We start from the raw sequence: 24730 nt of genomic DNA on the forward strand, positions 1-24730 counted from the left end.
GTCACCTGACCCGTATTACCTGGATTTGTGCATGCCTTTCCGCCTTTCCCGCCGTCGGCAATTCCGCCAGTTGAGCGCTGCTTCCAGCCTTGTCCTGCTGGTTGCCTGCGCCGAACACCCCTCCGCCGCCGATGCCCTGCCCATCGCGCCGATACAGCCCGCTCCAGCGCTCACCCAGGCCACGCCGACCGCCGAGATCGAGATCCTGCCACAGCAGAGCTTCGCCCAGTGGCAGGCCAGTTTCCGTCAGCAAGCCCTGCAGGCCGGCGTTTCGCCAAGCCTGTTCGACCGTGTCTTCGCCGGGATCACCCCGGACATGGATGTGATCAAGGCCGACCGCAGCCAGCCCGAGTTCAGCCGTCCGGTCTGGGAATACCTCGATGGCGCGCTGTCGCCGGTCCGCGTGCGCAATGGCAAGGCCTTGCTGCTGCAGAACAACGACCTGCTGGGGCGGATCGAACAGCGTTACGGCGTCGAGCGCAATGTGCTGGTATCGGTATGGGGCATGGAAAGCAATTTCGGCCAGTTCCAGGGCAACAAATCGGTGATCCGTTCCCTCGCGACCCTGGCCTACGAAGGCCGCCGCCCGGCCTTTGCCCAGGACCAGTTGCTGGCCGCGCTGAAAATCCTGCAGAACGGTGATATCGCCCCCGAAGCCATGCGCGGCTCCTGGGCCGGAGCCATGGGCCAGACCCAGTTCATTCCCACCACCTATGACACCCATGCGGTGGACTTCGACGGTGATGGTCGCCGCGATATCTGGAACAGCTCGGCCGACGCCCTTGCGTCCACCGCTCACTACTTGCAAAGCTCGGGCTGGAAACGTGGCGAGCCTTGGGGCTTCGAGGTAACGGTACCGAGTGGCTTCGACTACTGGATTGCCGATGGGGCCCTGCGCAAGCCCGTTGCCGAATGGCTGCGCCTGGGCGTGCAACTGGCACCGGGAACACGCATTCCGGCCGGCAGCGAGCAGCTCTCCGCCGCGCTGCTGCTGCCCACGGGCTATCGCGGCCCGGCGTTCCTGGTACTGGACAACTTCCGTGCCATCCTCAAGTACAACAACTCATCGGCCTATGCCCTGGCGGTCAGCCTGCTGAGCGAACGTTTCGAGGGCTCGGGCTTTATCCGCGGCGCCTGGCCGAAGGATGACCTGCCACTGAGCCGCAGCGAGAGGATCGAATTGCAGGAACTGCTCAACGCCAACGGACATGAAGCCGGCAATGCCGATGGCATCATCGGCGCCAATACCCGCAAGGCGATCCGCACTGCCCAGCAGCAACGTGGCTGGCCGGCGGATGGCTACGCGACACACAAGCTGCTGGATAGCCTCAGGGGTCGCTGAGTTCTTTCGGGCCCTATCGCTGGCAAGCCAGCTCCCACAAGGATTTGCGTACACCAGGCCCTGTGGGAGCTGGCTTGCCAGCGATGAGGCCCGGAAGAGCAAAGAAAAAGCCCCTGACCACAAGGCCAGGGGCTTTTTCATTTACCGGGCGATCAGAGCTTGATCTTGGCCTCGTGCGCCTGCTGGTCGGCATGGTACGAGGAACGTACCAGCGGCCCGGAAGCGACGTTCTTGAAGCCCATCCTGTAGCCTTCCTCGGCGAACCAGGCGAAGGTGTCAGGATGCACGAAACGCTGCACCGGCAAGTGGCTGCGCGACGGTTGCAGGTACTGGCCAAGGGTGAGCATGTCGATGTTGTGCTCGCGCATGCGCTGCATGACTTCGATCACTTCCTCGTCGGTCTCGCCCAGGCCGAGCATCAGGCCGGACTTGGTCGGTACGTGCGGCACCAGTTCCTTGAACTTCTCCAGCAGGGTCAGCGACCACTGGTAGTCCGAACCCGGACGCGCGGCCTTGTAAAGGCGCGGTACGGTTTCCAGGTTGTGGTTGAATACATCCGGCGGCTCCTGGGCAGTGATCGCCAGCGCCACGTCCATCCGGCCACGGTAGTCCGGGACCAGGGTCTCCAGCTGGACGCCCGGGGACAAGGCACGGATTTCCCGGATGCAGTCGGCGAAGTGCTGGGCACCGCCGTCGCGCAGGTCGTCACGGTCCACCGAGGTGATCACCACGTACTTCAGGCGCAGGTCGGCGATGGCGATCGCCAGGTTCTTCGGCTCGTCCACATCCAGCGGCTTCGGCCGGCCGTGGCCGACGTCGCAGAACGGGCAGCGACGGGTGCAGATGTCGCCCATGATCATGAAGGTCGCGGTACCGCCGGAGAAGCACTCGCCCAGGTTCGGGCAGGAGGCCTCTTCGCAGACGCTGTGCAGCTTGTGCTTGCGCAGCAATTGCTTGATCCGGTCGACTTCCGGAGAAACCGGGATACGCACGCGGATCCAGTCAGGCTTCTTCGGCAGTTCTTCGGTCGGGATGATCTTTACCGGAATACGCGCGACCTTCTCGGCACCACGCAGTTTCACACCGGCTTCAACCTTCGGCCGTGGGGCCGGGGTGGCGGTGCTTTGCACCGGCTCTTGCACAATAGTCATATTCAGTCGATTCCGCCCGCAAGGGTCGTCTGCTCAGCATAATCGAGGTGCTTGACCAGCTGTCCGCGCAGCCTTGCCCTTACCTCGGAGAATTCGATTGGTCCGGCCTGGTCGCGCAGCTGGGTCATGGCCAGCCCCGCATACCCGCAGGGGTTGATTCGGCGAAACGGCGCAAGGTCCATGTCCACGTTCAGGGCCAGGCCATGAAAGGAACAACCGTTGCGGATCCGCAGGCCGAGGGAGGCAATCTTCGCCCCATCGACGTAAACGCCCGGCGCATCGGGCTTGGCTGCCGCCTGCACGCCATAACTGGCGAGCAGCTCGATCAGGCAACGCTCCATGCGCGTGACCAGATCACGCACCCCGAAACCGAGACGGCGCACATCCAGCAGCAGGTAGGCGACCAACTGGCCGGGGCCGTGGTAGGTCACCTGGCCGCCGCGGTCGGTCTGCACCACCGGTATGTCTCCCGGCACCAGCAGGTGCTCGGCCTTGCCGGCCTGGCCCTGGGTGAATACAGGAGGATGCTCCACCAGCCAGACTTCGTCACCACTGCCAGGCTTGCGTTCGGCGGTGAAGCGACGCATGGCCTCGAGAACCGGTTCGTAAGGCAACAGCCCGAGGTCGCGAAAGCCGAGAACCGAGGACATCAGATCACCAATTTCACGATACCCGTCGCGCGCAGGGCGCTGTTGATATTGTGCAACTGGTCTTCGCCGGTGGCGATGATATGCAGTTGTACGGTGGTGTACTTGCCTTCCTTGCTCTGGCGCTCGGCCAGCGTGCTCAAGTCGACCTTGGCATATTTGCTCAGGATCTCGATGACGGTGTCCTTGAAGCCGACGACGGTATCGCCAATCACCTTGATAGGATAATCCGGGCAGGGGAATTCGATTTTTGGCGGTTTGACATCAGTTTGAGTCATGGCAGTAACGGCCTCGTAAGCCGTGGCAGCAACAACGCCCCTGCGGGATGGCAGGGGCGTGGCAGGTCACGATATCAGTTGAACAACCCGTAGAAGAACAGGCGGATGCTATCCCACACCCGACGGAAGAAACCACCTTCCTCGACCGCGTCCAGCGCGATCAGGTCGGCGCTGTGAACGACATTGTCATCCAGTTTGACTTCCACTTTACCGATCACGTCACCTTTGGCGATCGGCGCCATCAGTTGCGGGTTCATGGTCATGCTGGCAGCCAGTTTTTTCAATTGGCCTTTAGGCAAGGTCATCGTCAGGTCTTCCGCCAGGCCGGCCTTGACCTGGCTGGTGGTGCCTTTCCACACCGGCGCCTGGGCCAGTTCGGTGCCCTTCTGGTAGAAGGTCTGGGTTTCGAAGAAGCGGAAGCCGTAGGTCAGCAGCTTCTGGGTCTCGGCAGCACGGGACTGCTCGCTGTTGGTGCCGAAGACCACGGCGATCAGGCGCATGCCGTCACGTACGGCGGAGGACACCATGCAGTAGCCGGCTTCCTCGGTATGGCCGGTTTTAAGACCGTCGACGGTCTTGTCGCGCCACAGCAGCAGGTTGCGGTTCGGCTGCTTGATGTTGTTCCAGAAGAATTCCTTCTGCGAGTAGATCGCGTAGTGCGCCGGGTCTTCATGGATGATGGCTCGGGCCAGCAGCGCCATGTCGTGCGCCGAGGAGTAGTGCTCGGGGTTCGGCAGGCCGGTCGGGTTCATGAAGTGGCTGTTGGTCATGCCCAGGTCGGCAGCAGTCTTGTTCATCATGTCGGCGAAGGCGTCTTCGCTGCCGGCGATGTGCTCGGCCACGGCGACGCTGGCATCGTTGCCGGACTGGATGATGATGCCGTGCAACAGGTCGCTGACGCTGACCTGGGTGCCGACCTTGATGAACATCCGCGAACCGCCGGTACGCCAGGCGTTTTCACTGACGGTCACCGGATCGTTCTCGCCGATCTGGCCGCGGCGGATCTCCAGGGTGGCGATGTAGGCGGTCATCAACTTGGTCAGGCTCGCCGGAGGCAGGCGCTGGTCGCCATTGTTCTCGACCAGGATGTTGCCGCTGGAGGCTTCCATGAGCACGTAGGACTTGGCTGCCAGTTGCGGCGGCGACGGCATCATCTGCTCGGCGGCGAACGCAGCCGGAGCGATCAGCAGCGGAACAAGCAGGCAAAGGCGTTTGGCAAAGGTGGTGATGTTCATCCGTCTCTCGAAATCGCTAATGGGCTTATGCCCCAAGGGGGCAAAACGTTAAAACGGGCTGCGGCAAAGCGTCGCGCCCTGGGGCAAAACCGCCATTGTACATGGCTGTATGCCCCCGCTACATGACAAACCGACCAGTCCCCCCGGTCAGTCCGCCGTAACTACCTTGGCCTGGCCCAGATTGGCCAGGCGTACGCTGTCCTGGGTTTGCTGGACTTCGCCCTGGCTGCGGATCGGGCCCAGGCGCACCCGGTGCAGGGTCTGCTGGTTGCGCACGATGGAACTGATGAACACCGGCGCGCTGACCATGCTGCTCAGCTTGGAGCGTAGCAACTCGGCGGCATCCGGGTTGGCGAACGCACCGACCTGCAGGTAGGTGCCACCGTTGGCCGGCAGGCTGTTGCTGGCCACCTGGACCGGCACCACGGCCGCGGCGTGCTGCTGCGGCGGCGGCGTCCATTGTTCGACAGTGCCGGTGCTGGCCGGGATCGAAGGGGCCTGGGCAACCTGCGGCTGCTCCAGCACCATCGGCGCCGGGCGCCCGCGCTGGGCCCACCACTGCTGCGGATCGATACCTTCGACGCGCACCCGGGCGGTACCGGTCTCGGCATAGCCGAGCTTCTTCGCCGCCGCGTAGGACAGGTCGATGATGCGATCGGAATAGAACGGGCCGCGATCGTTAACCCGCAGGATCACGCTGCGCTTGTTGTCCAGGTTGGTCACCTTGACGTAGGCCGGCAGCGGCAGGGTCTTGTGCGCCGCGCTCATGCCGTAGAGGTCGTAGACCTCTCCGTTGGCAGTGTTCTGCCCGTGGAACTTGGTGCCGTACCAGGACGCGGTGCCCTCGGCCACGTAGTTGCGCGAATCGGGGATCGGGTAGTAGGTCTTGCCCAGCACCGTGTAGGGGTTGGCCTTGTAGTTGCCGGTATGCACGGTTGGGGTGGCATCGGGGATCTTCGACACGTCGACATCCCACCACGGCGCGCCATCCTTGTGGGCCCGGTTGATGTCCAGGCCCGGCTGGGAGCGGATGACGTTGCCACTGCTGGCACTCTGCGTCGGACGGCTTGAAGAACAGCTGACCAGCAGCGCGCCAACGGCGACACAGCCCAGCAGCTTGAGGGAAGTAGTGGAGAACAGTTCACGCATCAGCGGGCGCCCCTTGCCTGAACCAGCAGGTCTGAAAGTTGATGTACCGCCATGGCGTACATCACGCTGCGGTTATAGCGAGTGATCGCGTAGAAGTTCTTCAGGCCGAGCCAGTATTCGGGGCCATTGTCGCCTTCGAGCCGGAAAGCGGTGACCGGCAGATCATCGCGCAGCGCATCATGACTCGACCAGCCCAGTGCCCGCAACTCCCCCACCGTCCTGACCGGCTCGATGCCCGGGCTCAGGCCTTCGTCGACCCGCTCGCCACGGACCATGGCGCGGCTCACCACCGGTTCGCCGGCCACCCAGCCATGGCGCTTGAAGTAGCTGGCGACGCTGCCGATGGCGTCGTCGGGGTTGTTCCAGATATTGATATGGCCGTCGCCGTCGAAGTCCACGGCGTAGGCACGGAAGCTGCTCGGCATGAACTGCGGCAGGCCCATGGCCCCGGCATAGGAGCCTTTCAGGGTCAGCGGATCGACCTGCTCCTCGCGGGAGAGCAACAGGAACTCGCGCAGTTCCTTGCGGAAGAACGGAGCCCGCGGCGGGTAATCGAAGGCCAGGGTGGAAAGCGCATCGATCACCCGGTAGTTGCCGGTATTGCGGCCAAAAAAGGTTTCGACGCCGATGATCGACACGATCACCTGGGCCGGCACCCCGTATTCCTGCTCGGCGCGGGCCAGGGCCGCCTCGTGCTGGCGCCAGAAATCCACGCCGCGGGCAACGCGGGCGTCGGTGAGGAACATCGGACGATATTCCTTCCATGGCTTGACCCGTTCCGCCGGACGCGAAATGGCGTCGAGGATCGCCTGCTTGCGTCGCACGTCGCGGAACACGCCCATCAGTTGTTCACCGGCGAAGCCGTAGTCGCGGGTCATTTCCCCGACGAATTCGGCCACCTGCGGCGAGCCATCGTAGTCGCCGGCACTGGCCTGCTGGGCCGTGCCGAACAGACCAAGGAATCCCGCCAGGGGAACATAACGGGCCATCCAGCCCCGTACTGCTTGCATCGAGAAATTCACCTTGATCAAACCTGCGCGATCCATTTGCGGTGGGTATGGATCGACATGAGAACGCCAAACGCTGACAGCAGCGTCACCAGCGAAGTTCCACCGTAGCTAATGAAGGGCAGCGGTACGCCCACCACGGGCAGCAAACCGCTGACCATGCCGATATTGACGAAGACATAAACGAAGAAGGTCATGGTCAGGCTGCCGGCCAGCAGCTTGCCGAACAGGGTCTGGGCCTGCGCGGTGATCACCAGCCCGCGACCGATCAACAGCAGGTAGATCAGCAGCAGCGCACAGATGCCCACCAGGCCGAACTCCTCGCCGAGCACGGCGATGATGAAGTCGGTATGGCTTTCCGGGAGGAAGTCCAGGTGCGACTGGGTACCCAGCAGCCAGCCCTTGCCGAATACCCCGCCGGAGCCGATCGCGGCCTTGGATTGGATGATGTTCCAGCCAGTCCCCAGGGGATCGCTTTCCGGGTCGAGGAAGGTAAGCACGCGCTGTTTCTGGTAGTCGTGCATGACGAAGAACCACATCGCCACGGCAACCGGCACTGCCGCAGCTACCACGCTGATGATCCAGCGCCAGCGCAGGCCGCCCATGAACAGGACGAAGGCCCCGGAGGCAAGGATCAGCAGTGCGGTACCCAGGTCCGGCTGGCGAACGATAAGGATGAAGGGGATGCCGATGAGAATCAGGCTGATCAGCACATGCTTCAGATGCGGCGGCAGCGTGCGCTTGGACAGGTACCAGGCGATGGTCGCCGGCATGATGATCTTGAGGAACTCCGAAGGCTGGAAGCGGATCACCCCGGGGATATTGATCCAGCGCGTCGCCCCATGGCGTTGTGGCCCATGATGTCCACCACGACCAGCAGTGTCACCCCGACCACATAGGCCAGCGGCACCCAGCGTGCCATGAAGCGCGGTTCCAGTTGGGCGATGACGAACATCGAGACCAGGCCGATACCGAAGGATGACGCCTGCTTGAGCAGCAGGTCCCAGTTCTTGCCGCTGGCCGAATAGAGGACGAACAGGCTGCCGGCAGCGAGGGTCAGCAGCAGGACCAGCAGCGGGCCATCGACATGGATGCGCTGCAGGAAGCTGGCGCGGCGGCGCATCACGTCCTCGCTGGACAGCATGCGGTCGAAATTACTCTTCACTGGGCCGATTCCTGGGCAACGGAGGCGTTGGGGGCGTATTCGGGCTTGAGGCGGCCACTTTCATCCAGCAGCCAGGCGTCCATGACCTGGCGCAGTACCGGGGCGGCGACGCCGGATCCGGACTCGCCGTTCTCGACCATTACCGAAATCACGATCTTCGGATCCTCGGCCGGGGCGAAGCCGACGAACAGGGCGTGGTCGCGATGGCGTTCCTGGACCTTGCTGCGGTCGTACTTTTCACCCTGCTTGATGGCGACGACCTGGGCGGTACCGCTCTTGCCGGCAATGCGGTACTGCGCGCCGATGGCCGCCTTGCGCGCGGTACCCCGGGCGCCCTGCATCACCTGCTCCATGCCATGGGTGACCCTGGCCCAGTCGGCCTTGTCGCGCAGGACAATGTCTTCCATCGGGTTCGGATCCACCGGCGGCTGGCCTTCGATGCTCTTGGCCAGGTGCGGACGGTTCCACTTGCCCTTGCTGGCGATCAGTGCGGTGGCCTGGGCCAGTTGCAGCGGTGTGGCCTGCATGTAGCCCTGGCCGATACCGAGGATCAGGGTCTCGCCGGGGAACCAGGCCTGGCGACGGGTCGCACGTTTCCATTCGCGCGACGGCATCAGCCCCGGCGACTCCTCGAACATGTCGAGGGCGACCTTCTGCCCGATGCCGAAGCGGTTCATGTAGCTGGACAGCTTGTCGATGCCCATCTTGTGCGCAAGGTCATAGAAGTAGGTGTCGTTGGAACGCATGATCGCCGTGTCGAGATCGACCCAGCCATCGCCGGTGCGGTTCCAGTTGCGGTACTTGTGGTCGTAGTTGGGCAACTGGTAGTAGCCCGGGTCGAACACCCGGGTGGACGGGGTCACGGCTCCGGAATCCAGGCCGGCGATGGCAACTGCCGGCTTGATGGTCGAACCCGGCGGGTACAGGCCGCGCAGTACGCGGTTGAACAACGGCCGGTCGATGGAATCGCGCAGCTCGGCGTAGGCCTTGAAGCTGATGCCGGTCACGAACAGGTTCGGGTCGAAGCTGGGCTGGCTGACCATCGCCAGCACCTCGCCGGTGCGCGGGTCGAGCGCGACGATCGCCCCCCGGCGGCCGCCCAGGGCTTGTTCGGCGGCTTCCTGCAGCTTGATGTCGAGGCTGAGGACGATGTCCTTGCCAGGAATCGGGTCGGTACGCTTGAGCACGCGCAGGACGCGACCGCGGGCGTTGGTCTCGACTTCCTCGTAGCCCACCTGGCCGTGCAGTTCATCCTCGTAGAAGCGCTCGATACCGGTCTTGCCGATATGGTGGGTGCCGCTGTAGTTGACCGGGTCGAGGGTCTTCAGCTCTTTTTCGTTGATGCGCCCGACATAGCCTACCGAATGGGCGAAGTGCGCACCCTGTGGATAGTGCCGCACCAGTTGCGCCACCACTTCCACGCCGGGCAGGCGGAACTGGTTCACCGCGATCCGGGCGATCTGTTCTTCGGTCAGTTCGAACAGGATCGGCACCGGCTCGAACGGCCGACGCCCCTGCCGCATGCGCTTTTCGAACAGCGCGCGGTCGTCCGGAGTCAGTTCCAGCACCTCGACGATCACATCGAGCACCTGCTGCCAGTCGCCGGAACGCTCGCGGGTCATGCTCAGGCTGAAGCTGGGCCGGTTGTCGGCGATGATCACGCCGTTACGGTCGAAGATCAGCCCGCGGGTCGGCGGAATCGGCTGCACATGCACCCGGTTGTTTTCCGACAGCGTGGAGTGATAGTCGTACTGGATCACCTGCAGGTAGTACAGCCGGGCGATCAGTACGCAGATCAGCAGCAGGATCGCCACCGCGCCGACCACGACGCGGCTACGCACCAGACGGGCGTCTTTCTCGTGGTCCTTGAGGCGGATCGGCTGCGACATTGAAAAGGCTTACGGCTTATTTGTGGTAAGGGTGCCCGGACAGAACCGTCCAGGCGCGATAGATCTGTTCGCCGATCAGTATCCGTACCAAGGGATGCGGCAGGGTCAGCGGCGACAGCGACCAGCGCTGCTCGCTGCGCGCACAGACCTCCGGTGCCAGCCCTTCCGGTCCGCCGACCATGAGGTTGACGGTGCGCGAGTCCAACCGCCAGCGGTCCAGCTCGACCGCCAGTTGCTCCGTGCTCCAGGGCTTGCCATGGACCTCCAGGGTAACGATGCGCTCCCCCGGCTGGACCTTGGCCAGCATGGCCTCGCCCTCCTGACGGATCAGGCGGGCGACGTCGGCGTTCTTGCCCCGGGTATTGAGCGGGATTTCCACCAGTTCCAGGGACAGCTCCGACGGCAGGCGCTTGGCATATTCATGCCAGCCTTCCTCGACCCACTTGGGCATGCGCGAGCCGACCGCGATCAATCGCAGACGCACGGCGCTACCTCAGTCCAGGTCTTTGTTGAGCTTGGCGAAATGCTCATGGGTGTTTTCCGGGCTATGGTGCTTGCCATCGGCGGCACGGCTCTGCTCGGCACCCAGCCACAGGCGTTCCAGGTCGTAGAACTGGCGGGCGGCGGCGGTCATCATGTGCACGATGACGTCGTTCAGGTCGAGCAGGACCCAGTCGCTGTCGCCCTTGCCTTCCTCACCCAGGGGCATCACGCCTTGCTGCTTGACGATCTCGCGGACCTTCTCGGCCATCGCGTTGATCTGCCGGTTGGAGGTACCGGTGGCGATGATCATGTAGTCGGTCAGGCTGTGCTTGGCGCGTACGTCGATAACCTGGATGTCCTGTGCCTTGACTTCTTCCAGGGCCGACTTGGCCAGTTGGACCAGCTCTTCGCCGGTGATTTTCTGCTTGGTCATATAAAACTCGTTCAACTCATTGATAGCGGCGCCCATGGGCGCCTGCCGCTCTACGCACGATAAAGGCCGTGCGTCTCGATATAGGCCAGTACTGCGTCCGGCACCAGGAACCTCACCGACTTGCCGCTGGCCAGCAGCTGCCGGATCTGCGTGGCGGACACCGAAAGCGGCGTCTGCCAGACGAACGAAATGTTCCCCGCCGGGCCGGACATGGCGGTGGGATCGCTCTCCGAGCGCGCAGCCAGCAGGTTGCGCAGCTCGTCTGGGGGTTCTATGTCGGCATCCGGACGTTGCAGGACCAGGATGTGACAGTGTTTCAGCAACTCTTCCCAGCGGTGCCAGCCGGGCAGGCCGCAAAAGGCATCCCAGCCCATCAGCAGGAAAAGCTGGTCGCCGGCGCCCAGTTCGGCGCGCAACGACTCCAGGGTGTCGATGCTGTACGACGGTTTGTCCCGCAACAGCTCGCGGTCATCCACGCTCAGCCGTTCGACACCGGCCACTGCGCAACGCACCATGGCCAGGCGATCCTGCGCCGCTACCTGCGGGGTATCGCGGTGTGGCGGGCGGGCGTTCGGCAACAGGCGCAGCTCGTCCAGGCCCATGAACTCGGCCACTTCCAGCGCGCTGCGCAGGTGGCCGATGTGCACCGGATCGAAGGTGCCGCCAAGGATGCCGATCCGCCGGATCGCCGGGGCCTTGCTCAACGGGTCAGGACTCCTGGCCGCGCAACTGGCCGTCGCCGACGACTACGTATTTCTCGCAGGTCAGGCCTTCCAGGCCGACCGGGCCGCGGGCGTGCAGTTTGTCGGTGGAAATGCCGATTTCTGCGCCCAGGCCATACTCGAAGCCATCGGCGAAGCAGGTCGGGGTGTTGATCATCACGGAAGCCGAATCCACCTCGGCAACGAAGCGCCGGGCCAGGCCCTGGTGCTCGGTGACGATGGCGTCGGTGTGGTGCGAACCATAGTGGTTGATATGCTCGATCGCCGCGTCGATGCCATCGACGATGCGAATCGACAGGATCGCTGCCAGGTACTCGGTGCTCCAGTCTTCTTCGCTCGCAGGCGCGGCTTCGATGACCATGCGGGTACGCTCGCAACCACGCAGTTCTACGCCTTTCTCACGGAACTGGCGGGCCATTTCCGGCAGGAATTCGGCAGCGATGCTCGAATCCACCAGCAGCGTCTCCATCGCGCCACAGATACCGTAGCGGTAGGTCTTGGCGTTGAAGGCGATGCGCCAGGCCTTGTCCAGCTCGGCGTGCTCGCCGACATACACGTGGCAGATGCCGTCCAGGTGCTTGATCACCGGGACGCGGGCGTCACGGCTGATGCGCTCGATCAGGCCCTTGCCGCCGCGCGGAACGATGACGTCGACGAACTCCGGCATGCTGATGAGCGCGCCCACCGCCTCGCGGTCGGTGACTTCCACCACCTGGACCACCGCAGCCGGCAGGCCGGCCTCGGCCAGGCCGCGCTGGATGCAGGCGGCAATGGCACGGTTGGAATGGATGGCCTCGGAGCCGCCGCGCAGGATGGTGGCGTTACCCGATTTGAGGCACAGGCTCGCGGCATCGATGGTCACGTTCGGCCGCGACTCGTAGATGATCCCGATCACGCCCAAGGGCACGCGCATCTTGCCGACCTGGATACCCGACGGCCGGTAACTCATGTCGCGGATCGCACCCACCGGGTCCGGCAGGCTGGCGACCTGGCGCAGACCGACGATCATGCCGTCGATGCGTGCCGGGGTCAGGGCCAGGCGATCGAGCAGGGCCGGCTCCAGGCCGTTGGCCCGGCCGGCGGCCAGGTCCAGCTCGTTGGCTGCGGACAGTTCGGCGCGAGCCGCGTCCAGGGCGTTGGCGGCAGCGTGCAGCGCGCGGTTCTTCTGCGCGGTGCTGGCACGGCCGATAACGCGGGACGCCTCGCGGGCGGCGCGACCCAGGCGGGTCATGTAGTCAAGAACGGACTCAGTCATGGGGCTCAGTGTCTTGGCGAAGGGGAAAATCGGACGAGTATAACTGTCATGGGGTTGTACGCCCAGCGGTGACAGTCGGATGGTAGGAAGCGAGCCGCAGATTTTCCTTCCCCGCACTGCCCCCGTGGGAGCTGGCTTGCCAGCGATGAGGCCAGACCTGACAACATCATTGCCCTGGCCGGCCCTATCGCCGGCAAGCCAGCTCCCACAGGGATCGCATGCACCGCTTGAACCTGCGATTTACCTGCTTCATTTCCCTGAGATACAGAGCAAATCCCAGAAGCACTGCGGATCCTGTGGGACCAGTTCAGCTTGCCAGCGATGCGGTCAGGCCTGACAACACCGTTGCCCTTGCCGGCCCTATCGCTGGCAAGCCAGCTCCCACAGGGATCGCATGCACCGCTTGAACCTGCGATTTACCTGCTTCATTTCCCTGAGATACAGAGCAAATCCCTGAAGCACTGCGGATCCTGTGGGAGCTGGCTTGCCAGCGATGAGGCCAGACCTGACAACACCATTGCCCTTGCCGGCCCTATCGCTGGCAAGCCAGCTCCCACAGGGTTCTCTGTCGCCTGGGATAACGCGCTCTTCGTTCAGCCTGGATAAAGGAAGAAGTTGCTATCATCCCGGCCTCATTTCCCCATTCCAGAGCCACGATGCCGCACCCCGCCCCTTTGCCCGACAGCTTCTTCGACCGCGACGCCCAGGTCCTGGCCAAGGCCTTGCTGGGCAAGATCATCCGCCATCGGCAGGGCCCGTACTGGCTGTCGGCGCGAATCATCGAGACCGAGGCCTATTATCTCGACGAGAAAGGCAGCCACGCGTCCTTGGGCTACACCGAGAAACGCAAGGCGCTGTTCCTCGATGGCGGGCATATCTACATGTACTACGCCCGCGGTGGCGATTCGCTGAACTTCAGCGCCCAGGGCCCGGGCAATGCGGTGCTGATCAAGTCCGGCTTCCCCTGGGTGGATGAACTGTCCGACGACAACGCCCTGGCACAGATGCAATTGAACAACCCGGACGCCAGCGGCGGCCTCCGCCCGCCCGAGCGCCTGTGCGCCGGGCAGACCCTTCTGTGCAAGGCCCTGGGCTTGAAAGTGCCGAACTGGGACGCCAAGCGCTTCGATCCGCAACAGCTGTTCGTCGAGGACTGCGGAATCATCGTGCAACAAATAATCCAGACCACGCGGCTGGGCATCCCTCAAGGCCGCGACGAACATCTGCCGCTGCGCTTCGTCGATGCCGAATACGCACGGTACTGCACGCGGAACCCGCTGCGCCGCGGCCAAGTCGAAGGCCGCGACTTCTTCTTTCTGACACAAGGAAACTGAGACGATGGGCCCATGGCTCGACAGCCTCACCGGCTGGCTGACGATGAACCCGCAATGGCTGGGTCTGGCGATATTTCTGGTGGCCTTCGTGGAGTGCCTGGCGATCGCCGGGATCATCGTGCCCGGCACCGTATTGCTGTTCGCCGTGGCCGTGCTGGCCGGCAGCGGCGCCCTGTCGCTGCATGAAACCCTGATCCTGGGCTACCTCGGCGGGTTGCTGGGGACGCGGTGTCCTACACCCTGGGCCGACGCTTCCATCAGAACATCCGGCGCCTGCCCCTGCTGCGCCATCACCCGGAATGGATCGGCAGCGCGGAAACCTATTTCCAGCGCTATGGCATCGCCAGCCTGCTGGTCGGCCGCTTTATCGGGCCGCTGCGGCCGATGCTGCCGATGGTTGCGGGGATGTTCGACATGCCGCTGCCGCGCTTTATCGCGGTCAGCCTGATCGCCGCCGCCGGCTGGTCGCTGGCCTACCTGCTGCCCGGCTGGGCCACCGGCGCGGCCATGCGCCTGCCATTGCCGGAAGGCTTCTGGCCGCAGGCCGGGGTGGTCGCAGCCGGCCTGGCCATCCTGGTCGGGGTGAGCATCAACAGCTCACTGCGCGCCCAGCCCCGCGGTACCCGACTGATCGCGGCGGTCAGCCTGGTGATGCTGGCGGCAATCTTCTTCGGCTGGCCCTACCTCACCCATCTCGACCAGGGGCTGATGGCGCTGGTCCAGGAACACCGCAGCGATTACCTGAACAGCATCATGGTGCTGATCACCCGCCTTGGCGATTTCCGTACTCAATTCGTCGTTGCCGCCGTACTGGTCGCCCTGCTCCTGCTGACCCGGCAATGGCGCCCGGCATTCTTCGCCGCCGCCACCCTGGGCGGTACGGCGATCTGCAACGCCGGCCTGAAGTGGTTCTTCGCCCGCGCTCGCCCGGAAGTGCTGACCGAACCGCTGACCAGCTACAGCATGCCCAGCGGCCACAGCTCGGCCTCCTTCGCCTTCTTCCTGACCCTGGCGGTGCTGGCCGGGCGCAGCCAGCCGCCGCGCATGCGCCTGACCTGGATCCTGCTGGGCTGCCTGCCGGCGCTGTCGATCGCCATGTCGCGGGTCTATCTCGGCGTGCACTGGCCGACCGATGTCCTTGCCGGCGGGCTGCTGGCCTGCTGCGTATGCGCGGTCAGCCTGACGGTGATCCAGTACCGCGAACCGCTGTATGCCATGTCGCTGCGGGTGTGGTGGCTGATCCTGCCGGCCTGCGTCGGCGTGCTGGCGTTCTTTGCCCTGCACGCCCTGCCCCATGCGCTGCTGCGCTATTCCTATTGAGGCTCAGGCGAAGAGTTCGCCCTGGATGCGGTCCAGCAGCGACTGGATCGCCACCAGCTTCTGGGTAGGAGAATCGATGGCCAGCAGCTTGAGCTTGTCCTGATCATCGAAGGGCAGCAGATAGGCCAACTGGTTGGCCAGGGCCTGCTTGCCGGTGACCTGGCTGGCCATGTCGAGGCCGGAGACCATGGGATGCTCGGCCAGGGCCATCAACAGCGCCAGCAGGTCATCATCGTCCTCGTCGAGAGGCAGGTCGGCCTGCTCGTCGAGCCAGCGCACATCGGCCACCAGCAGGTTGTCCTTGCGCACTTCGAAGTCATCGACCATGAAGCGCCGCTCACCTTTCACCCGGATACCCAGAAGACCGTTGTCCTGCTGCTGGAAATCCTCGATCAGCGCCTGGCAGCCTATGCCCGCGAAGGATTCCGGCGCCCTGCCGACCTGTTCGCCCTCCAGGATGCAGACCACACCAAAGCCGCCGCCCTGCTTCATGCAGCGGCCGATCATGTCCAGGTAACGAGCTTCGAAGATCTGCAAATCCAGGTTGCAACCGGGGAACAGCACGGTATTCAGGGTAAACAGGGGCAAACTCATTGCAGCTCCTCTAGGCAACCAGGCTGACCGCCAGCGGCAGGAATACCGCAGTAGCCACGCCCATCAGGCTCATCGCCAGGGCTGCGAAAGCCCCGCACTCTTCACTTTCCTGCAAGGCCACCGACGTGCCCACCGCATGGGCGGTCAGGCCCAGGGCCATGCCCCGGGCTTCGGGGCTGCGCACGCCAAGCGCGGTCAACAGGGCCGGGCCGAAGATCGCCCCGATCACCCCGGTGATCAGCACGAATACCGCAGCCAGGGCCGCCACGCCGCCGATCTGCTCGGCCACCAGCATGGCGATGGGCGACGTCACCGACTTCGGCGCCAGGGTCATCAGGATCATGTGCTCGGCCCCGAACCACCAGCCCAGCAGGAGGCAGATGCCGGTGGCGAACACGCCTCCGACTACCAGCGTAGTAAAAGTCGGCCAGAACAGTTGGCGAATGCGCCGCAGGTTGAGATAGAGCGGCACGGCCAGGGCCACGGTGGCCGGGCCGAGCAGGATGTTCATGATCTCGGTGCTCTTGCGGTATTCGGCGTAGGTCAGGCCGCAGCTCAGCAGCACGCCCACCACCACCAGCATGGACACCAGCACGGGCTGGAGGAAGATCCAGCGGGTTTTCTCGTAGGCGGCAATGACGATCTGGTACGCCGCCAGGGTAACGCCGATGCCGAACAGCGGATGATGGATCACCGCCTGGGTTGCGCCATGCCAGTCGAGCATCATGGACGCTCCCCGGAGTGCTTGCCGCGATTGATCATCTTCTGCATCAGCACGCCACAGAAGGCCATGGCCAGCACCAGCGACAGTACCAGCGCCCCGGCGATGGCCCAGAAGTCGGCGACGATATCGGCGGCATAGACCATCACCCCCACCGCCGGCGGCACCAGCAACAGCGGCAGGTAGCGCAACAGGCTGGACGACGCTTCGCTCAGCGGCGCACCGACTTCGCCACGCACCATGAGGAACACCAGCAAAAGCACCAGGCCGATGATCGGCCCGGGCAGGATCGGCACCAGCAAGTGATTGACCGCCGTTCCGAGCAACTGGAACAGCACGAGCCACGTCAAACCGCGCAACAACATCGCATACCTCCCCTCGAACCTGGCGGCCATTATAAGCACGCTATCGACCTGTCTATAACCCGACATTCGCCCGAGGCATAGGCACTTGACCAGGCTTTCATCGCGTGCTGATCTTAGACGCTCGTATCTTTGCTGGTCACAAATCATTCAAGGACAGTCAGGAGAGTCGCGATGCCCTATGTACCCGTTGCAGAGCTGTCGCAGTACGTTGGTAAGGAACTGGGACGTTCCGAATGGCTGAAGATCGATCAAGAACGCATCAACCTGTTCGCCGAGGCCACCGGCGACTTCCAGTTCATCCACGTGGATCCGGTGAAGGCGGCAAAAACGCCATTTGGCAGCACCATTGCCCATGGTTTCCTCAGCCTGTCGCTGATTCCCAAGTTGATGGAAGACATCCTCGTCCTGCCCGAAGGGCTGAAGATGGTGGTGAACTACGGACTCGACAGCGTGCGCTTCATCCAGCCGGTCAAGGTCGATTCGCGAGTGCGCCTGGCGGTGATCCTCACGGACGTCACCGAGAAGAAACCCGGCCAGTGGCTGCTCAAGGCAACCGCCACCCTGGAAATCGAAGGCGAAGAAAAACCCGCCTACATTGCCGAACCGCTCTCCCTCGCCTTCCTCTGACCCTGCACGTGCGAAACGGCCTGCCGGGCCGTTTCACCCTCGCCCGGCTTCTGCGGCATACTCGTGGGCCTAGACCGCCCGGACCCCGCCATGCGCCCTTTCGTTCCATTTGCCTTGATTCTTTTGCTCGCTGCCTGCGGCGACGGTGAATCGCTGTCGCCGCCCGATGCCCGGCTGCCCGATGGCGGCCGCTACCGGGGAGATGTGGTAGACGGTCTGCTGCAGGGTGAGGGTCGTATCGACTATCCCAACGGCAGTTGGTACGCCGGGCACTTCAGCAACGGCCAGCTGGATGGCCAGGGCGAGTGGCACGGCAGCAATGGCGAGGTCTATATCGGCCAGTTCCAGCAGGGCCTGTTCCACGGCCAGGGCAAGCTGACCACCGCCACCAGCAGCTACAGCGGCGGCTTCAAGCTGGGCCGGCGCGATGGCGAGGGAACCTTGCGCGACGGCGCCCAGCATTACAGTGGCCAGTTCAAGGACGACCAGTACAGCGGCGCCGGCAAGCTGGTGCTTGCCGATGGCAGCCAGTACCAGGGCCAGTTCGCCAAGGGCAAGCCCAACGGCGAAGGCGTGCGCAGCGACACCAGTGGCAATCAGTTCAGCGGGCGCTTCGTCGATGGTGAACTCAACGGCACCGGCACCTTCAGCAGCGCCGAGGGCGATCAGTACATCGGCGACTTCAAGGCCAATCGCCTGGAAGGGCGCGGCCGTTACGAGAACGTCGATGGCGATGTGTGGATCGGCGAGTTCAAGGACGGTTCCCTGACCGGCCCGGGCGAACTCTTCGCGGTCGATGGCAGCCACTACAAGGGCGGCTTCCGGGAATGGCGCTTTGCAGGAAAGGGCCGCCTGCAACTGGCCGACGGCAGCGTCTATACCGGCGGCTTCGAGAACGATGCCTACCAGGGCAGCGGACGGCTGGTGCTGCCGGACGGCAAGGTCGAGGACGGCCACTGGATCAACGGCCTGCGGGTTCGTGACGAAAAAGGCCGGTTGCTGCCCGACCCGCTGGAGCAGGCGTTGCTCAACCAGGGCGCGCTGCTGGAACAGGAGCTGGCCCGCGTGCCGGCGTCCAGCGGCTCCATCGACCTGTACAGCCTGACCCTGGCCGGGGACGGCAACCAGAGCGTGTTCATGCGCGAAGCCGACTATGTCAGCGACATGCTCAAGACCCGTTTCGGCGCGGTCGGCCAGATCACCCTGGTCAACCATCGCGACCACCTGGCCGATCGCGTCATGGCCACCCGCGAGAACCTGGCCCGCTCCGCCCGCCGCCTGGCCGAGCGCAGCGGCCCTGACGACCTGGTATTCATCTACCTGACCAGCCACGGCAGCCACGAACATGAACTGGTACTGGACCAGCCGCGCCTGCAACTGGCCGACCTGCCGGCAGACGAACTGGCGGCGGCACTCGCCCCGCTCAAGGAGCGTGACAAGGTAATCGTCATCTCCGCCTGTTATTCCGGGGGCTATATCGAGGCGCTCAAGGACGACCGCACCCTGATCATGACCGCCTCGCGGGCCGACCGTGTCTCGTTCGGCTGCTCGGAAGAAGCGGACTTCACCTATTTCGGCGATGCCCTGTTCGCCCAGGCGCTGAACCAGACCGACGATCTGCTGCAAGCCTTCGAACTTGCCAGGGCGCATGTGGCCCAACGTGAACAAGCCGAGGATTTCGAGGCATCCGAACCGCAGATCTGGGCCCCGAAAGGGGTAGTGGCACATTGGCAAAAACTGCGCCAGCAACAAGCCCGCAAGGCCCTGCAAAGCAACGCTGCGGTTGAGGAAAAAAGCCCAGCCAGCCGCTAAGCTGGAGCCTATGCAAGGGAGAAACATCATGTACCTGACGCCGCAGCACATCCTGCTTGCCGGAGCCACCGGCCTTACCGGTGAACACCTGCTCGATCGCCTGCTCAGCGAGCCGACCATCAGCCGGGTGCTCGCGCCAACCCGCCGCCCACTGGCCGAACACCCGCACCTGGAAAACCCGGTGGGGGATCCGGCGGTATTCCTGCCGCAGCTCAGTGGTCGGGTGGACATCGCTTTCTGCTGCCTGGGTACCACGATCAAGCAGGCGGGCTCGGAGAATGCCTTCCGCGCGGTGGATCTGGACATGGTCGTGGCCTTCAGCAAGCGCGCCCGCGAGATGGGCGCACGGCATCTGCTGGTGGTCAGCGCGATCGGCGCCGACCCGAAATCGTCGATCTTCTACAACCGGGTCAAGGGCGAGATGGAAGAAGCGCTCAAGGCCCAGGACTGGCCACAATTGACCATAGCCCGGCCATCTTTGTTACTCGGGGAACGCAGCGAGCCACGCCTTGCGGAAAAGGTGGCGGGCAGTCTGTCGAAGCTGATTCCGGGCAAGTACCACGGGATCGAGGCGTGCCAACTGGCCAGGGCGCTGTGGCGGCTGGCGCTGGAAGAGCAGGATGGGATTCGGATCGTGGAGTCCGATGAGCTGCGCAAATTGGGGAAATGATCTTATTGCCTCATCGCTGGCAAGCCAGCTCCCACAAGGTCCCTGTGGGAGCTGGCTTGCCAGCGATAGGGCCCTAGAGTCCGCCGGAAGCCTGGAGCCCCACCCTAGAACGGTCAACACCGACAACGGCAACAACACCGTATCCAGCACCATGCTCCCCGGCAGGTCCAGCCCCGGGTACTTCGGTGCTTCGGCGCCAAAGCGATCCGCCGCACAACACCCGCCCTGCATCGCATACAGATCCAGCCGCGTTCCGGAATACACCAGCGGCGCTCCCGGCTTGGCCGCATCCAGAGTCCGCACCGTGGCGCAGCCTGTCGCGCTGAGCACCACCAGCAGCGCGAAGACCAGCGCCCTCACTCCTCGCCTCCGAAGTGATGCTCGCCCCAGCGTGGCAGCATGTCTTGCGGAATATCCAGCAGGTTGAGAATCCGCGCCACGACGAAGTCCACCAGGTCATCGATGGTCTGCGGCTGGTGATAGAAACCCGGCGCCGCCGGCAGGATGACCGCGCCCATCTGCGACAGCTTGAGCATGTTTTCCAGGTGGATCGTGGAGAACGGCGCCTCGCGCGGCACCAGGATCAACTGGCGGCGCTCCTTCAGGGTGACATCCGCCGCCCGCTCGATAAGGTTGTTGCAGGCGCCGGTGGCAATCGCCGAAAGCGTGCCGGTGGAACAGGGCACCACCACCATCGCCGCCGGCGCGCCGGAGCCGGAGGCGACCGGCGACATCCAGTCTTCCTTGCCATAGACCCGAATCTGCCCGGCCGCGGCGCCGGTGTATTCGGTCAGGAATGCCTGCATGCCCTGTGGCTTGGCAGGCAGGACGACATCGGTCTCGGTGGACATCACCAGTTGCGCCGCCTTGGAAATCAGGAAGTGCACCTCGCGGTCCTCGCGTACCAGGCAATCCAGCAGGCGCAAGCCGTACTGGGCCCCGGACGCGCCGGTCATGGCCAGGGTGATGCGCTCCGGCCCGCTCATCCGCGCAGCGCCTCGGCCAGCTTGCCATGCAGGCCGCCAAAGCCGCCGTTGCTCATGATCACCACCTGGGTACCGGCGCGGGCCTGGCCCTTGATCCGCTCGATGATGGCTTCAAGGCTGTCCGCCACCACCGCCGGCACCGTGCATTGCGCAGCGGTGGCGGCCAGGTCCCAGCCGAGGTTGGGTGGCGCGTACCAGATCACCTGGTCGGCGTCCTTGACGCTTTCCGGCAGACCGTCGCGATGGGCGCCGAGCTTCATGGAATTGGAACGCGGTTCGATCACTGCGATCACCGGAGCATCGCCAACCCGCTTGCGCAGGCCGTCGAGGGTGGTGGCGATGGCGGTCGGGTGGTGGGCGAAGTCGTCATAAATGGTGATGCCGTTGACCTCGGCAACCTTTTCCATCCGCCGCTTGACGCTTTTGAACGCGCTCAGGGCCGCGATGCCCAGGGCCGGGACGACGCCGACATGGCGTGCCGCCGCCAGGGTGGCCAGGGCATTGGCAACGTTGTGCTGGCCAGTCAGTTCCCACTCCACCACACCCTGCACCTCGCCCTCGAAGCTGACTTCGAAACGCGAGCCGTCATCGCTGAGCAGGCGCACCTGCCACTGGCCGCCGGCACCGGTGGTCTGCACCGGGGTCCAGCAACCCATTTCGATGACACGCTGGATCGCCGGTTCGGTAGTCGGATGGATCACCAGCCCCTCGCTGGGAATGGTCCGTACCAGATGGTGGAACTGACGCTCGATGGCCGCCAGGTCAGGGAAGATATCCGCGTGGTCGAATTCGAGGTTGTTGAGGATAGCGGTACGTGGGCGGTAATGGACGAATTTCGAGCGCTTGTCGAAGAAGGCGCTGTCGTATTCGTCGGCCTCGACCACGAAGAACGGCGTACCGCCCAGCCGCGCCGACACCGAGAAATTTTGCGGGACGCCGCCGATCAGGAAGCCCGGGCTCATCCCGGCGCGCTCCAGGACCCAGGCCAGCATGCTGCTGGTCGTGGTCTTGCCGTGGGTGCCCGCCACCGCCAGGACCCAGCGGCCCTGCAGCACATGGTCGGCCAGCCACTGCGGGCCCGAAACGTAGGGCAGGCCCTTGTTCAGCACGTATTCGACTGCCGGGTTGCCCCGCGACAGCGCATTGCCGATCACTACCAGGTCGGGAGCCGGGTCCAGTTGCGCCGGATCATACCCCTGGGTCAGGGCGATGCCCTGGGCTTCGAGCTGGGTGCTCATGGGCGGGTAGACGTTGGCATCGGAGCCGGTGACGTGGTGGCCGAGCTCCTTGGCCAGTACCGCCAGCGAGCCCATGAAAGTGCCACAGATACCAAGAATGTGAATGTGCATGGTCAACCTCGGAAAACGTGCAGGCAGGGTAGCCCAGAGGGGGGAAAAACTCACCCGGTGTTTGCTTCAGGCCCCCTTGGACAGCCCATGCTTGCGCAGTTTCCGATACAGGGTGTTTCTACTTATGCCGAGCTGCGCCGCAACCTGGGTCATGTGCCAGCGTTTTTCCTCGAGCACCGCCAGCAAGGCCTGGCGCTCGGCATCGTGCAGAGGGTGCGCCGGGTTATCCACAGGCGCGACCGGCGCGACCGCGGCCAAGGGCGCAGTGCGCACCAGTGCTGGCAGGTCGTGCACACCGATCCGGCCGTCCTCGCACAGCGCCACCAGCGTGCGCAGGACGTTACGCAATTGCCGCACGTTGCCCGGCCAGGCGAAGTCCAGCAGCAGCCGGCGGGCCGCCGGATCAAGCTGCACCGGCTGGCGCCCCGCCTCCCGGGCGAGGATGAAGTCCAGCAGCTGCGCCTTGTCAGAGCGCTCGCGCAATGCCGGCAATGCCACCTCCAGCCCGTTGAGCCGGTAGTAGAGGTCTTCACGGAAGCTGCCATCGGCGACCCGGTCAAGCAGATTGCGGTGGGTGGCACTGATGATGCGCACATCCACATCCTGCGGCTCGCCGCCGATCGGCACCACCTGACGTTCTTCCAGGACACGCAGCAGCCGGGTCTGCAGGCCCAGCGGCATGTCGCCGATCTCGTCCAGCAGCAAGGTGCCACCATCGGCCTGCTGCAACTTGCCGCGCATGCCTTCCTTGCGCGCGCCGGTGAAGCTGCCGCCGCGATAGCCGAACAGTTCGCTTTCGATCAGGCTTTCCGGGATAGACGCGCAGTTGAGTGCGATGAACGGCTTGCCCGCGCGCTGGCTGGCCTGGTGCACGGCCTTGGCGAAGGCCTCCTTGCCCGAACCGGTCTCGCCATTGAGCAGCAGCGGCACATCCCGTTCGAAGACCCGCACTGCACGACGGAAATCGTTTTGCAGCGCCGGATCGAGCAAACAGATCTCATCCGGCTTCGCTGCAGCGACGCTCGGAGCAGACAGCGGCCGCACCTGCTGCCCGCGCACGCTGGCGAACAAGCGACGTCCATCGCGGGTCCGTAGCGGCCAACTGGTGCTGGCCAGGGCAGTGGCGCGCCCCAGCAGATCGTCCAGCCGACAATCGAAGAACAGCTCCACCGGTTGCCCGAGCAACCCGCCTCGCAGGTTGCCCAGCAGGTTCAGGGCACTCTGGTTCACCGCACGGATCCGCCCTTCGCCATCGAAAGCCAGCAGCCCCTCACTGAACAGCCCGACCGACTCGGCCTGCAGATGGAAGCGCAGCAACCAGTGATTGTCGAAACAACGCAGGAAATAGCAGCTCTCGATCATCTTCGCCGAGAGATTGACCAGCGCCATGGTGTGGAACTGGCTCTGGCGCGAGGCATCGGCCCGCGCCGAAGACACATCGAGCACCGCCAGCAGTTCGCCGTGAGGATCGAACACCGGGCTCGCCGAGCAGGTCAGCCCGGTGTGACGGCCGCGAAAGTGTTCATCCTGATGGATGGTCAGGGCCTGGCGCTCGACCAGGCAGGTGCCGATGCCATTGGTGCCCTCCCGCGCTTCGCTCCAGTCGGCGCCCAGCCACAGGCCGGCGCGTTCGAAGATGCGCCGTTCGCTGGGTGCGGTCACGCAATTGAGGATGACCCCGCGCGCGTCGGTCAGCAGTACCGCATGGCCGGCCCCGGAAAGTTGCTGGTGCAGGCTGTTCATTTCGCCGTCGGCGATCTGCAGCACCTGGCGCAGGCGTTCGCGGCTTTCCAGCACACGCTCATGCTCGAGCACCGTCGGCGCCACGGCCAGGGCCGGGTCGAGGTGGTAGTCCTCCAGGCAGCGCAGCCAGGAGCGGGCGATCGACGGGTCGCTGCCAGGGCCCTGCAAGCCACCCTTGCCCTGCGTCACCGTCAGCACTTGCCGGGCATGCCGGCTCAGATGATTACCCTGCACTTTTTATTGTTCTCCGCGGGTGAGAGAAAGCCAGCATCCTCCAGGCGCTGGCGCATTGCAATGGCGGCTTGACCGCCGGGTCACGGGCTGTACCGCCAGCGGTACAAAGTGTCACCCAGGCTGTGCCGCATCCCTCACAAAACGCCGCGCGGATCCCCGGAAAACTGCGCCAGATCATCCATCCAGCGCCCTCTGCGGGCACTGGCCCGACCTTTGCTC

The 24730-nt window shown here is 64.3% G+C and carries 22 protein-coding genes and 3 pseudogenes; 6 read left to right on the plus strand and 19 right to left on the minus strand.

Annotation, left to right across the window (positions count from 1 at the left end; all coding sequences use genetic code 11):
- Nucleotides 1-31: 31 nt before the first annotated feature.
- Nucleotides 32-1342 carry a lytic murein transglycosylase gene (locus CSV86_RS30615; RefSeq protein ID WP_009397947.1) on the plus strand — a complete coding sequence of 437 codons (1311 nt, stop codon included), beginning with the start codon at nucleotides 32-34 and terminating at the stop codon, nucleotides 1340-1342.
- A gap of 152 nt (nucleotides 1343-1494) precedes the next feature.
- On the opposite strand, the gene lipA is transcribed toward CSV86_RS30615, so the two are convergent.
- The 12 genes and pseudogenes from lipA to CSV86_RS30675 all read right to left on the minus strand — a co-directional run bounded on the left by lipA (nucleotide 1495) and on the right by CSV86_RS30675 (nucleotide 12756).
- Nucleotides 1495-2493, minus strand: a complete 999-nt coding sequence (lipA, locus tag CSV86_RS30620) for a lipoyl synthase (protein ID WP_009397945.1) — start codon at nucleotides 2491-2493, stop codon at nucleotides 1495-1497.
- A gap of 2 nt (nucleotides 2494-2495) precedes the next feature.
- The gene (gene lipB, locus CSV86_RS30625) at nucleotides 2496-3143 is read right to left on the minus strand and encodes a lipoyl(octanoyl) transferase LipB (RefSeq protein WP_009397941.1); all 648 of its coding nucleotides are present in this window, start codon (nucleotides 3141-3143) and stop codon (nucleotides 2496-2498) included.
- The gene (locus CSV86_RS30630; RefSeq protein ID WP_009397939.1) at nucleotides 3143-3418 is read right to left on the minus strand and encodes a DUF493 domain-containing protein; all 276 of its coding nucleotides are present in this window, start codon (nucleotides 3416-3418) and stop codon (nucleotides 3143-3145) included. Before CSV86_RS30630 ends, lipB begins: the two co-directional genes overlap by 1 nt.
- Nucleotides 3419-3492: 74 nt before the next feature.
- A complete protein-coding gene (locus tag CSV86_RS30635) occupies nucleotides 3493-4653 on the minus strand; it encodes a D-alanyl-D-alanine carboxypeptidase family protein (protein ID WP_009397938.1) in 1161 nt (386 codons plus the stop codon).
- A gap of 147 nt (nucleotides 4654-4800) precedes the next feature.
- Complete coding sequence (locus tag CSV86_RS30640) at nucleotides 4801-5802, minus strand: septal ring lytic transglycosylase RlpA family protein (RefSeq protein ID WP_009397936.1); 1002 nt, start codon at nucleotides 5800-5802, stop codon at nucleotides 4801-4803.
- A complete protein-coding gene (gene mltB, locus CSV86_RS30645; protein ID WP_009397925.1) occupies nucleotides 5802-6812 on the minus strand; it encodes a lytic murein transglycosylase B in 1011 nt (336 codons plus the stop codon). The genes CSV86_RS30640 and mltB overlap by 1 nt, the downstream gene beginning before the upstream one ends.
- A gap of 17 nt (nucleotides 6813-6829) precedes the next feature.
- Nucleotides 6830-7932, minus strand: a pseudogene (gene rodA, locus CSV86_RS30650) (rod shape-determining protein RodA).
- A 38-nt stretch (nucleotides 7933-7970) separates the two neighbouring features.
- Nucleotides 7971-9863 carry a penicillin-binding protein 2 gene (gene mrdA / locus CSV86_RS30655; protein ID WP_009397921.1) on the minus strand — a complete coding sequence of 631 codons (1893 nt, stop codon included), beginning with the start codon at nucleotides 9861-9863 and terminating at the stop codon, nucleotides 7971-7973.
- Nucleotides 9864-9879: 16 nt separating this feature from the next.
- Nucleotides 9880-10347: a 23S rRNA (pseudouridine(1915)-N(3))-methyltransferase RlmH gene (gene rlmH / locus CSV86_RS30660; protein WP_009397919.1), complete on the minus strand. Its 468-nt coding sequence runs from the start codon at nucleotides 10345-10347 to the stop codon at nucleotides 9880-9882.
- Between the two features lie 9 nt (nucleotides 10348-10356).
- Complete coding sequence (gene rsfS, locus CSV86_RS30665; RefSeq protein WP_037059871.1) at nucleotides 10357-10779, minus strand: ribosome silencing factor; 423 nt, start codon at nucleotides 10777-10779, stop codon at nucleotides 10357-10359.
- Nucleotides 10780-10829: 50 nt separating this feature from the next.
- Nucleotides 10830-11483 (minus strand): nicotinate-nucleotide adenylyltransferase, encoded by a 654-nt coding sequence (gene nadD, locus CSV86_RS30670; RefSeq protein ID WP_009397917.1) that lies wholly within the window; start codon nucleotides 11481-11483, stop codon nucleotides 10830-10832.
- 4 nt (nucleotides 11484-11487) lie between these two features.
- Nucleotides 11488-12756: a glutamate-5-semialdehyde dehydrogenase gene (locus CSV86_RS30675; RefSeq protein WP_009397915.1), complete on the minus strand. Its 1269-nt coding sequence runs from the start codon at nucleotides 12754-12756 to the stop codon at nucleotides 11488-11490.
- Between the two features lie 656 nt (nucleotides 12757-13412).
- Here CSV86_RS30675 and CSV86_RS30680 point away from each other — a divergent pair.
- Together CSV86_RS30680 and CSV86_RS30685 are read left to right on the plus strand one after the other, a co-directional pair.
- Complete coding sequence (locus CSV86_RS30680) at nucleotides 13413-14090, plus strand: DNA-3-methyladenine glycosylase (protein WP_037059864.1); 678 nt, start codon at nucleotides 13413-13415, stop codon at nucleotides 14088-14090.
- Between the two features lie 4 nt (nucleotides 14091-14094).
- Nucleotides 14095-15410, plus strand: a pseudogene (locus CSV86_RS30685) (bifunctional DedA family/phosphatase PAP2 family protein).
- A 3-nt stretch (nucleotides 15411-15413) separates the two neighbouring features.
- On the opposite strand, the gene CSV86_RS30690 reads toward CSV86_RS30685, so the two are convergent.
- From CSV86_RS30690 to CSV86_RS30700, 3 genes are read right to left on the minus strand one after another with little or no spacing between them, the layout of a single operon-like run.
- Nucleotides 15414-16004 carry an LON peptidase substrate-binding domain-containing protein gene (locus CSV86_RS30690; protein WP_009397911.1) on the minus strand — a complete coding sequence of 197 codons (591 nt, stop codon included), beginning with the start codon at nucleotides 16002-16004 and terminating at the stop codon, nucleotides 15414-15416.
- A 10-nt stretch (nucleotides 16005-16014) separates the two neighbouring features.
- Entirely contained in the window at nucleotides 16015-16731 is a 717-nt protein-coding gene (locus CSV86_RS30695) for an LrgB family protein (protein ID WP_009397910.1), read from the minus strand.
- Nucleotides 16728-17090: a CidA/LrgA family protein gene (locus CSV86_RS30700; RefSeq protein WP_009397909.1), complete on the minus strand. Its 363-nt coding sequence runs from the start codon at nucleotides 17088-17090 to the stop codon at nucleotides 16728-16730. Before CSV86_RS30700 ends, CSV86_RS30695 begins: the two co-directional genes overlap by 4 nt.
- A gap of 171 nt (nucleotides 17091-17261) precedes the next feature.
- On the opposite strand from CSV86_RS30700, the gene CSV86_RS30705 reads away from it, so the two are divergent.
- The 3 genes from CSV86_RS30705 to CSV86_RS30715 all read left to right on the plus strand — a co-directional run bounded on the left by CSV86_RS30705 (nucleotide 17262) and on the right by CSV86_RS30715 (nucleotide 20199).
- The gene (locus CSV86_RS30705; protein WP_009397908.1) at nucleotides 17262-17717 is read left to right on the plus strand and encodes a MaoC family dehydratase; all 456 of its coding nucleotides are present in this window, start codon (nucleotides 17262-17264) and stop codon (nucleotides 17715-17717) included.
- A gap of 90 nt (nucleotides 17718-17807) precedes the next feature.
- Complete coding sequence (locus tag CSV86_RS30710) at nucleotides 17808-19529, plus strand: C13 family peptidase (protein WP_009397907.1); 1722 nt, start codon at nucleotides 17808-17810, stop codon at nucleotides 19527-19529.
- A gap of 28 nt (nucleotides 19530-19557) precedes the next feature.
- Nucleotides 19558-20199, plus strand: a complete 642-nt coding sequence (locus CSV86_RS30715; protein WP_009397906.1) for an oxidoreductase — start codon at nucleotides 19558-19560, stop codon at nucleotides 20197-20199.
- Nucleotides 20200-20272: 73 nt separating this feature from the next.
- Here the strand turns inward: CSV86_RS30715 and CSV86_RS30720 are convergent.
- The 4 genes and pseudogenes from CSV86_RS30720 to CSV86_RS30735 all read right to left on the minus strand — a co-directional run bounded on the left by CSV86_RS30720 (nucleotide 20273) and on the right by CSV86_RS30735 (nucleotide 24511).
- A pseudogene (locus CSV86_RS30720) lies at nucleotides 20273-20559 on the minus strand (YceK/YidQ family lipoprotein).
- Nucleotides 20556-21185: a flavin prenyltransferase UbiX gene (gene ubiX / locus CSV86_RS30725; protein ID WP_009397903.1), complete on the minus strand. Its 630-nt coding sequence runs from the start codon at nucleotides 21183-21185 to the stop codon at nucleotides 20556-20558. The pseudogene CSV86_RS30720 and the gene ubiX overlap by 4 nt, the downstream one beginning before the upstream one ends.
- Nucleotides 21182-22534, minus strand: coding sequence for a UDP-N-acetylmuramate:L-alanyl-gamma-D-glutamyl-meso-diaminopimelate ligase (gene mpl / locus CSV86_RS30730; RefSeq protein WP_170395330.1), 1353 nt, complete (start codon nucleotides 22532-22534; stop codon nucleotides 21182-21184). The genes ubiX and mpl overlap by 4 nt, the downstream gene beginning before the upstream one ends.
- Nucleotides 22535-22600: 66 nt before the next feature.
- Nucleotides 22601-24511, minus strand: a complete 1911-nt coding sequence (locus CSV86_RS30735) for a sigma-54-dependent Fis family transcriptional regulator (RefSeq protein WP_009397395.1) — start codon at nucleotides 24509-24511, stop codon at nucleotides 22601-22603.
- Nucleotides 24512-24730 lie beyond the last annotated feature (219 nt).

This window comes from Pseudomonas bharatica CSV86, assembly GCF_000319305.2.
GTDB lineage: Bacteria > Pseudomonadota > Gammaproteobacteria > Pseudomonadales > Pseudomonadaceae > Aquipseudomonas > Aquipseudomonas bharatica.

Bases quoted from the DNA above. Each gene is read 5' to 3' on its own strand.
- CSV86_RS30615 (WP_009397947.1), top strand. From the start codon at position 32: ATGCCTTTCCGCCTTTCCCGCCGTCGGCAATTCCGCCAGTTGAGCGCT.
- lipA (WP_009397945.1), bottom strand. From the start codon at position 2,493: ATGACTATTGTGCAAGAGCCGGTGCAAAGCACCGCCACCCCGGCCCCA.
- lipB (WP_009397941.1), bottom strand. From the start codon at position 3,143: ATGTCCTCGGTTCTCGGCTTTCGCGACCTCGGGCTGTTGCCTTACGAA.
- CSV86_RS30630 (WP_009397939.1), bottom strand. From the start codon at position 3,418: ATGACTCAAACTGATGTCAAACCGCCAAAAATCGAATTCCCCTGCCCG.
- CSV86_RS30635 (WP_009397938.1), bottom strand. From the start codon at position 4,653: ATGAACATCACCACCTTTGCCAAACGCCTTTGCCTGCTTGTTCCGCTG.
- CSV86_RS30640 (WP_009397936.1), bottom strand. From the start codon at position 5,802: ATGCGTGAACTGTTCTCCACTACTTCCCTCAAGCTGCTGGGCTGTGTC.
- mltB (WP_009397925.1), bottom strand. From the start codon at position 6,812: ATGCAAGCAGTACGGGGCTGGATGGCCCGTTATGTTCCCCTGGCGGGA.
- mrdA (WP_009397921.1), bottom strand. From the start codon at position 9,863: ATGTCGCAGCCGATCCGCCTCAAGGACCACGAGAAAGACGCCCGTCTG.
- rsfS (WP_037059871.1), bottom strand. From the start codon at position 10,779: ATGACCAAGCAGAAAATCACCGGCGAAGAGCTGGTCCAACTGGCCAAG.
- CSV86_RS30675 (WP_009397915.1), bottom strand. From the start codon at position 12,756: ATGACTGAGTCCGTTCTTGACTACATGACCCGCCTGGGTCGCGCCGCC.
- CSV86_RS30680 (WP_037059864.1), top strand. From the start codon at position 13,413: ATGCCGCACCCCGCCCCTTTGCCCGACAGCTTCTTCGACCGCGACGCC.
- CSV86_RS30690 (WP_009397911.1), bottom strand. From the start codon at position 16,004: ATGAGTTTGCCCCTGTTTACCCTGAATACCGTGCTGTTCCCCGGTTGC.
- CSV86_RS30695 (WP_009397910.1), bottom strand. From the start codon at position 16,731: ATGATGCTCGACTGGCATGGCGCAACCCAGGCGGTGATCCATCATCCG.
- CSV86_RS30700 (WP_009397909.1), bottom strand. From the start codon at position 17,090: ATGTTGTTGCGCGGTTTGACGTGGCTCGTGCTGTTCCAGTTGCTCGGA.
- CSV86_RS30705 (WP_009397908.1), top strand. From the start codon at position 17,262: ATGCCCTATGTACCCGTTGCAGAGCTGTCGCAGTACGTTGGTAAGGAA.
- CSV86_RS30710 (WP_009397907.1), top strand. From the start codon at position 17,808: ATGCGCCCTTTCGTTCCATTTGCCTTGATTCTTTTGCTCGCTGCCTGC.
- CSV86_RS30715 (WP_009397906.1), top strand. From the start codon at position 19,558: ATGTACCTGACGCCGCAGCACATCCTGCTTGCCGGAGCCACCGGCCTT.
- ubiX (WP_009397903.1), bottom strand. From the start codon at position 21,185: ATGAGCGGGCCGGAGCGCATCACCCTGGCCATGACCGGCGCGTCCGGG.
- mpl (WP_170395330.1), bottom strand. From the start codon at position 22,534: ATGCACATTCACATTCTTGGTATCTGTGGCACTTTCATGGGCTCGCTG.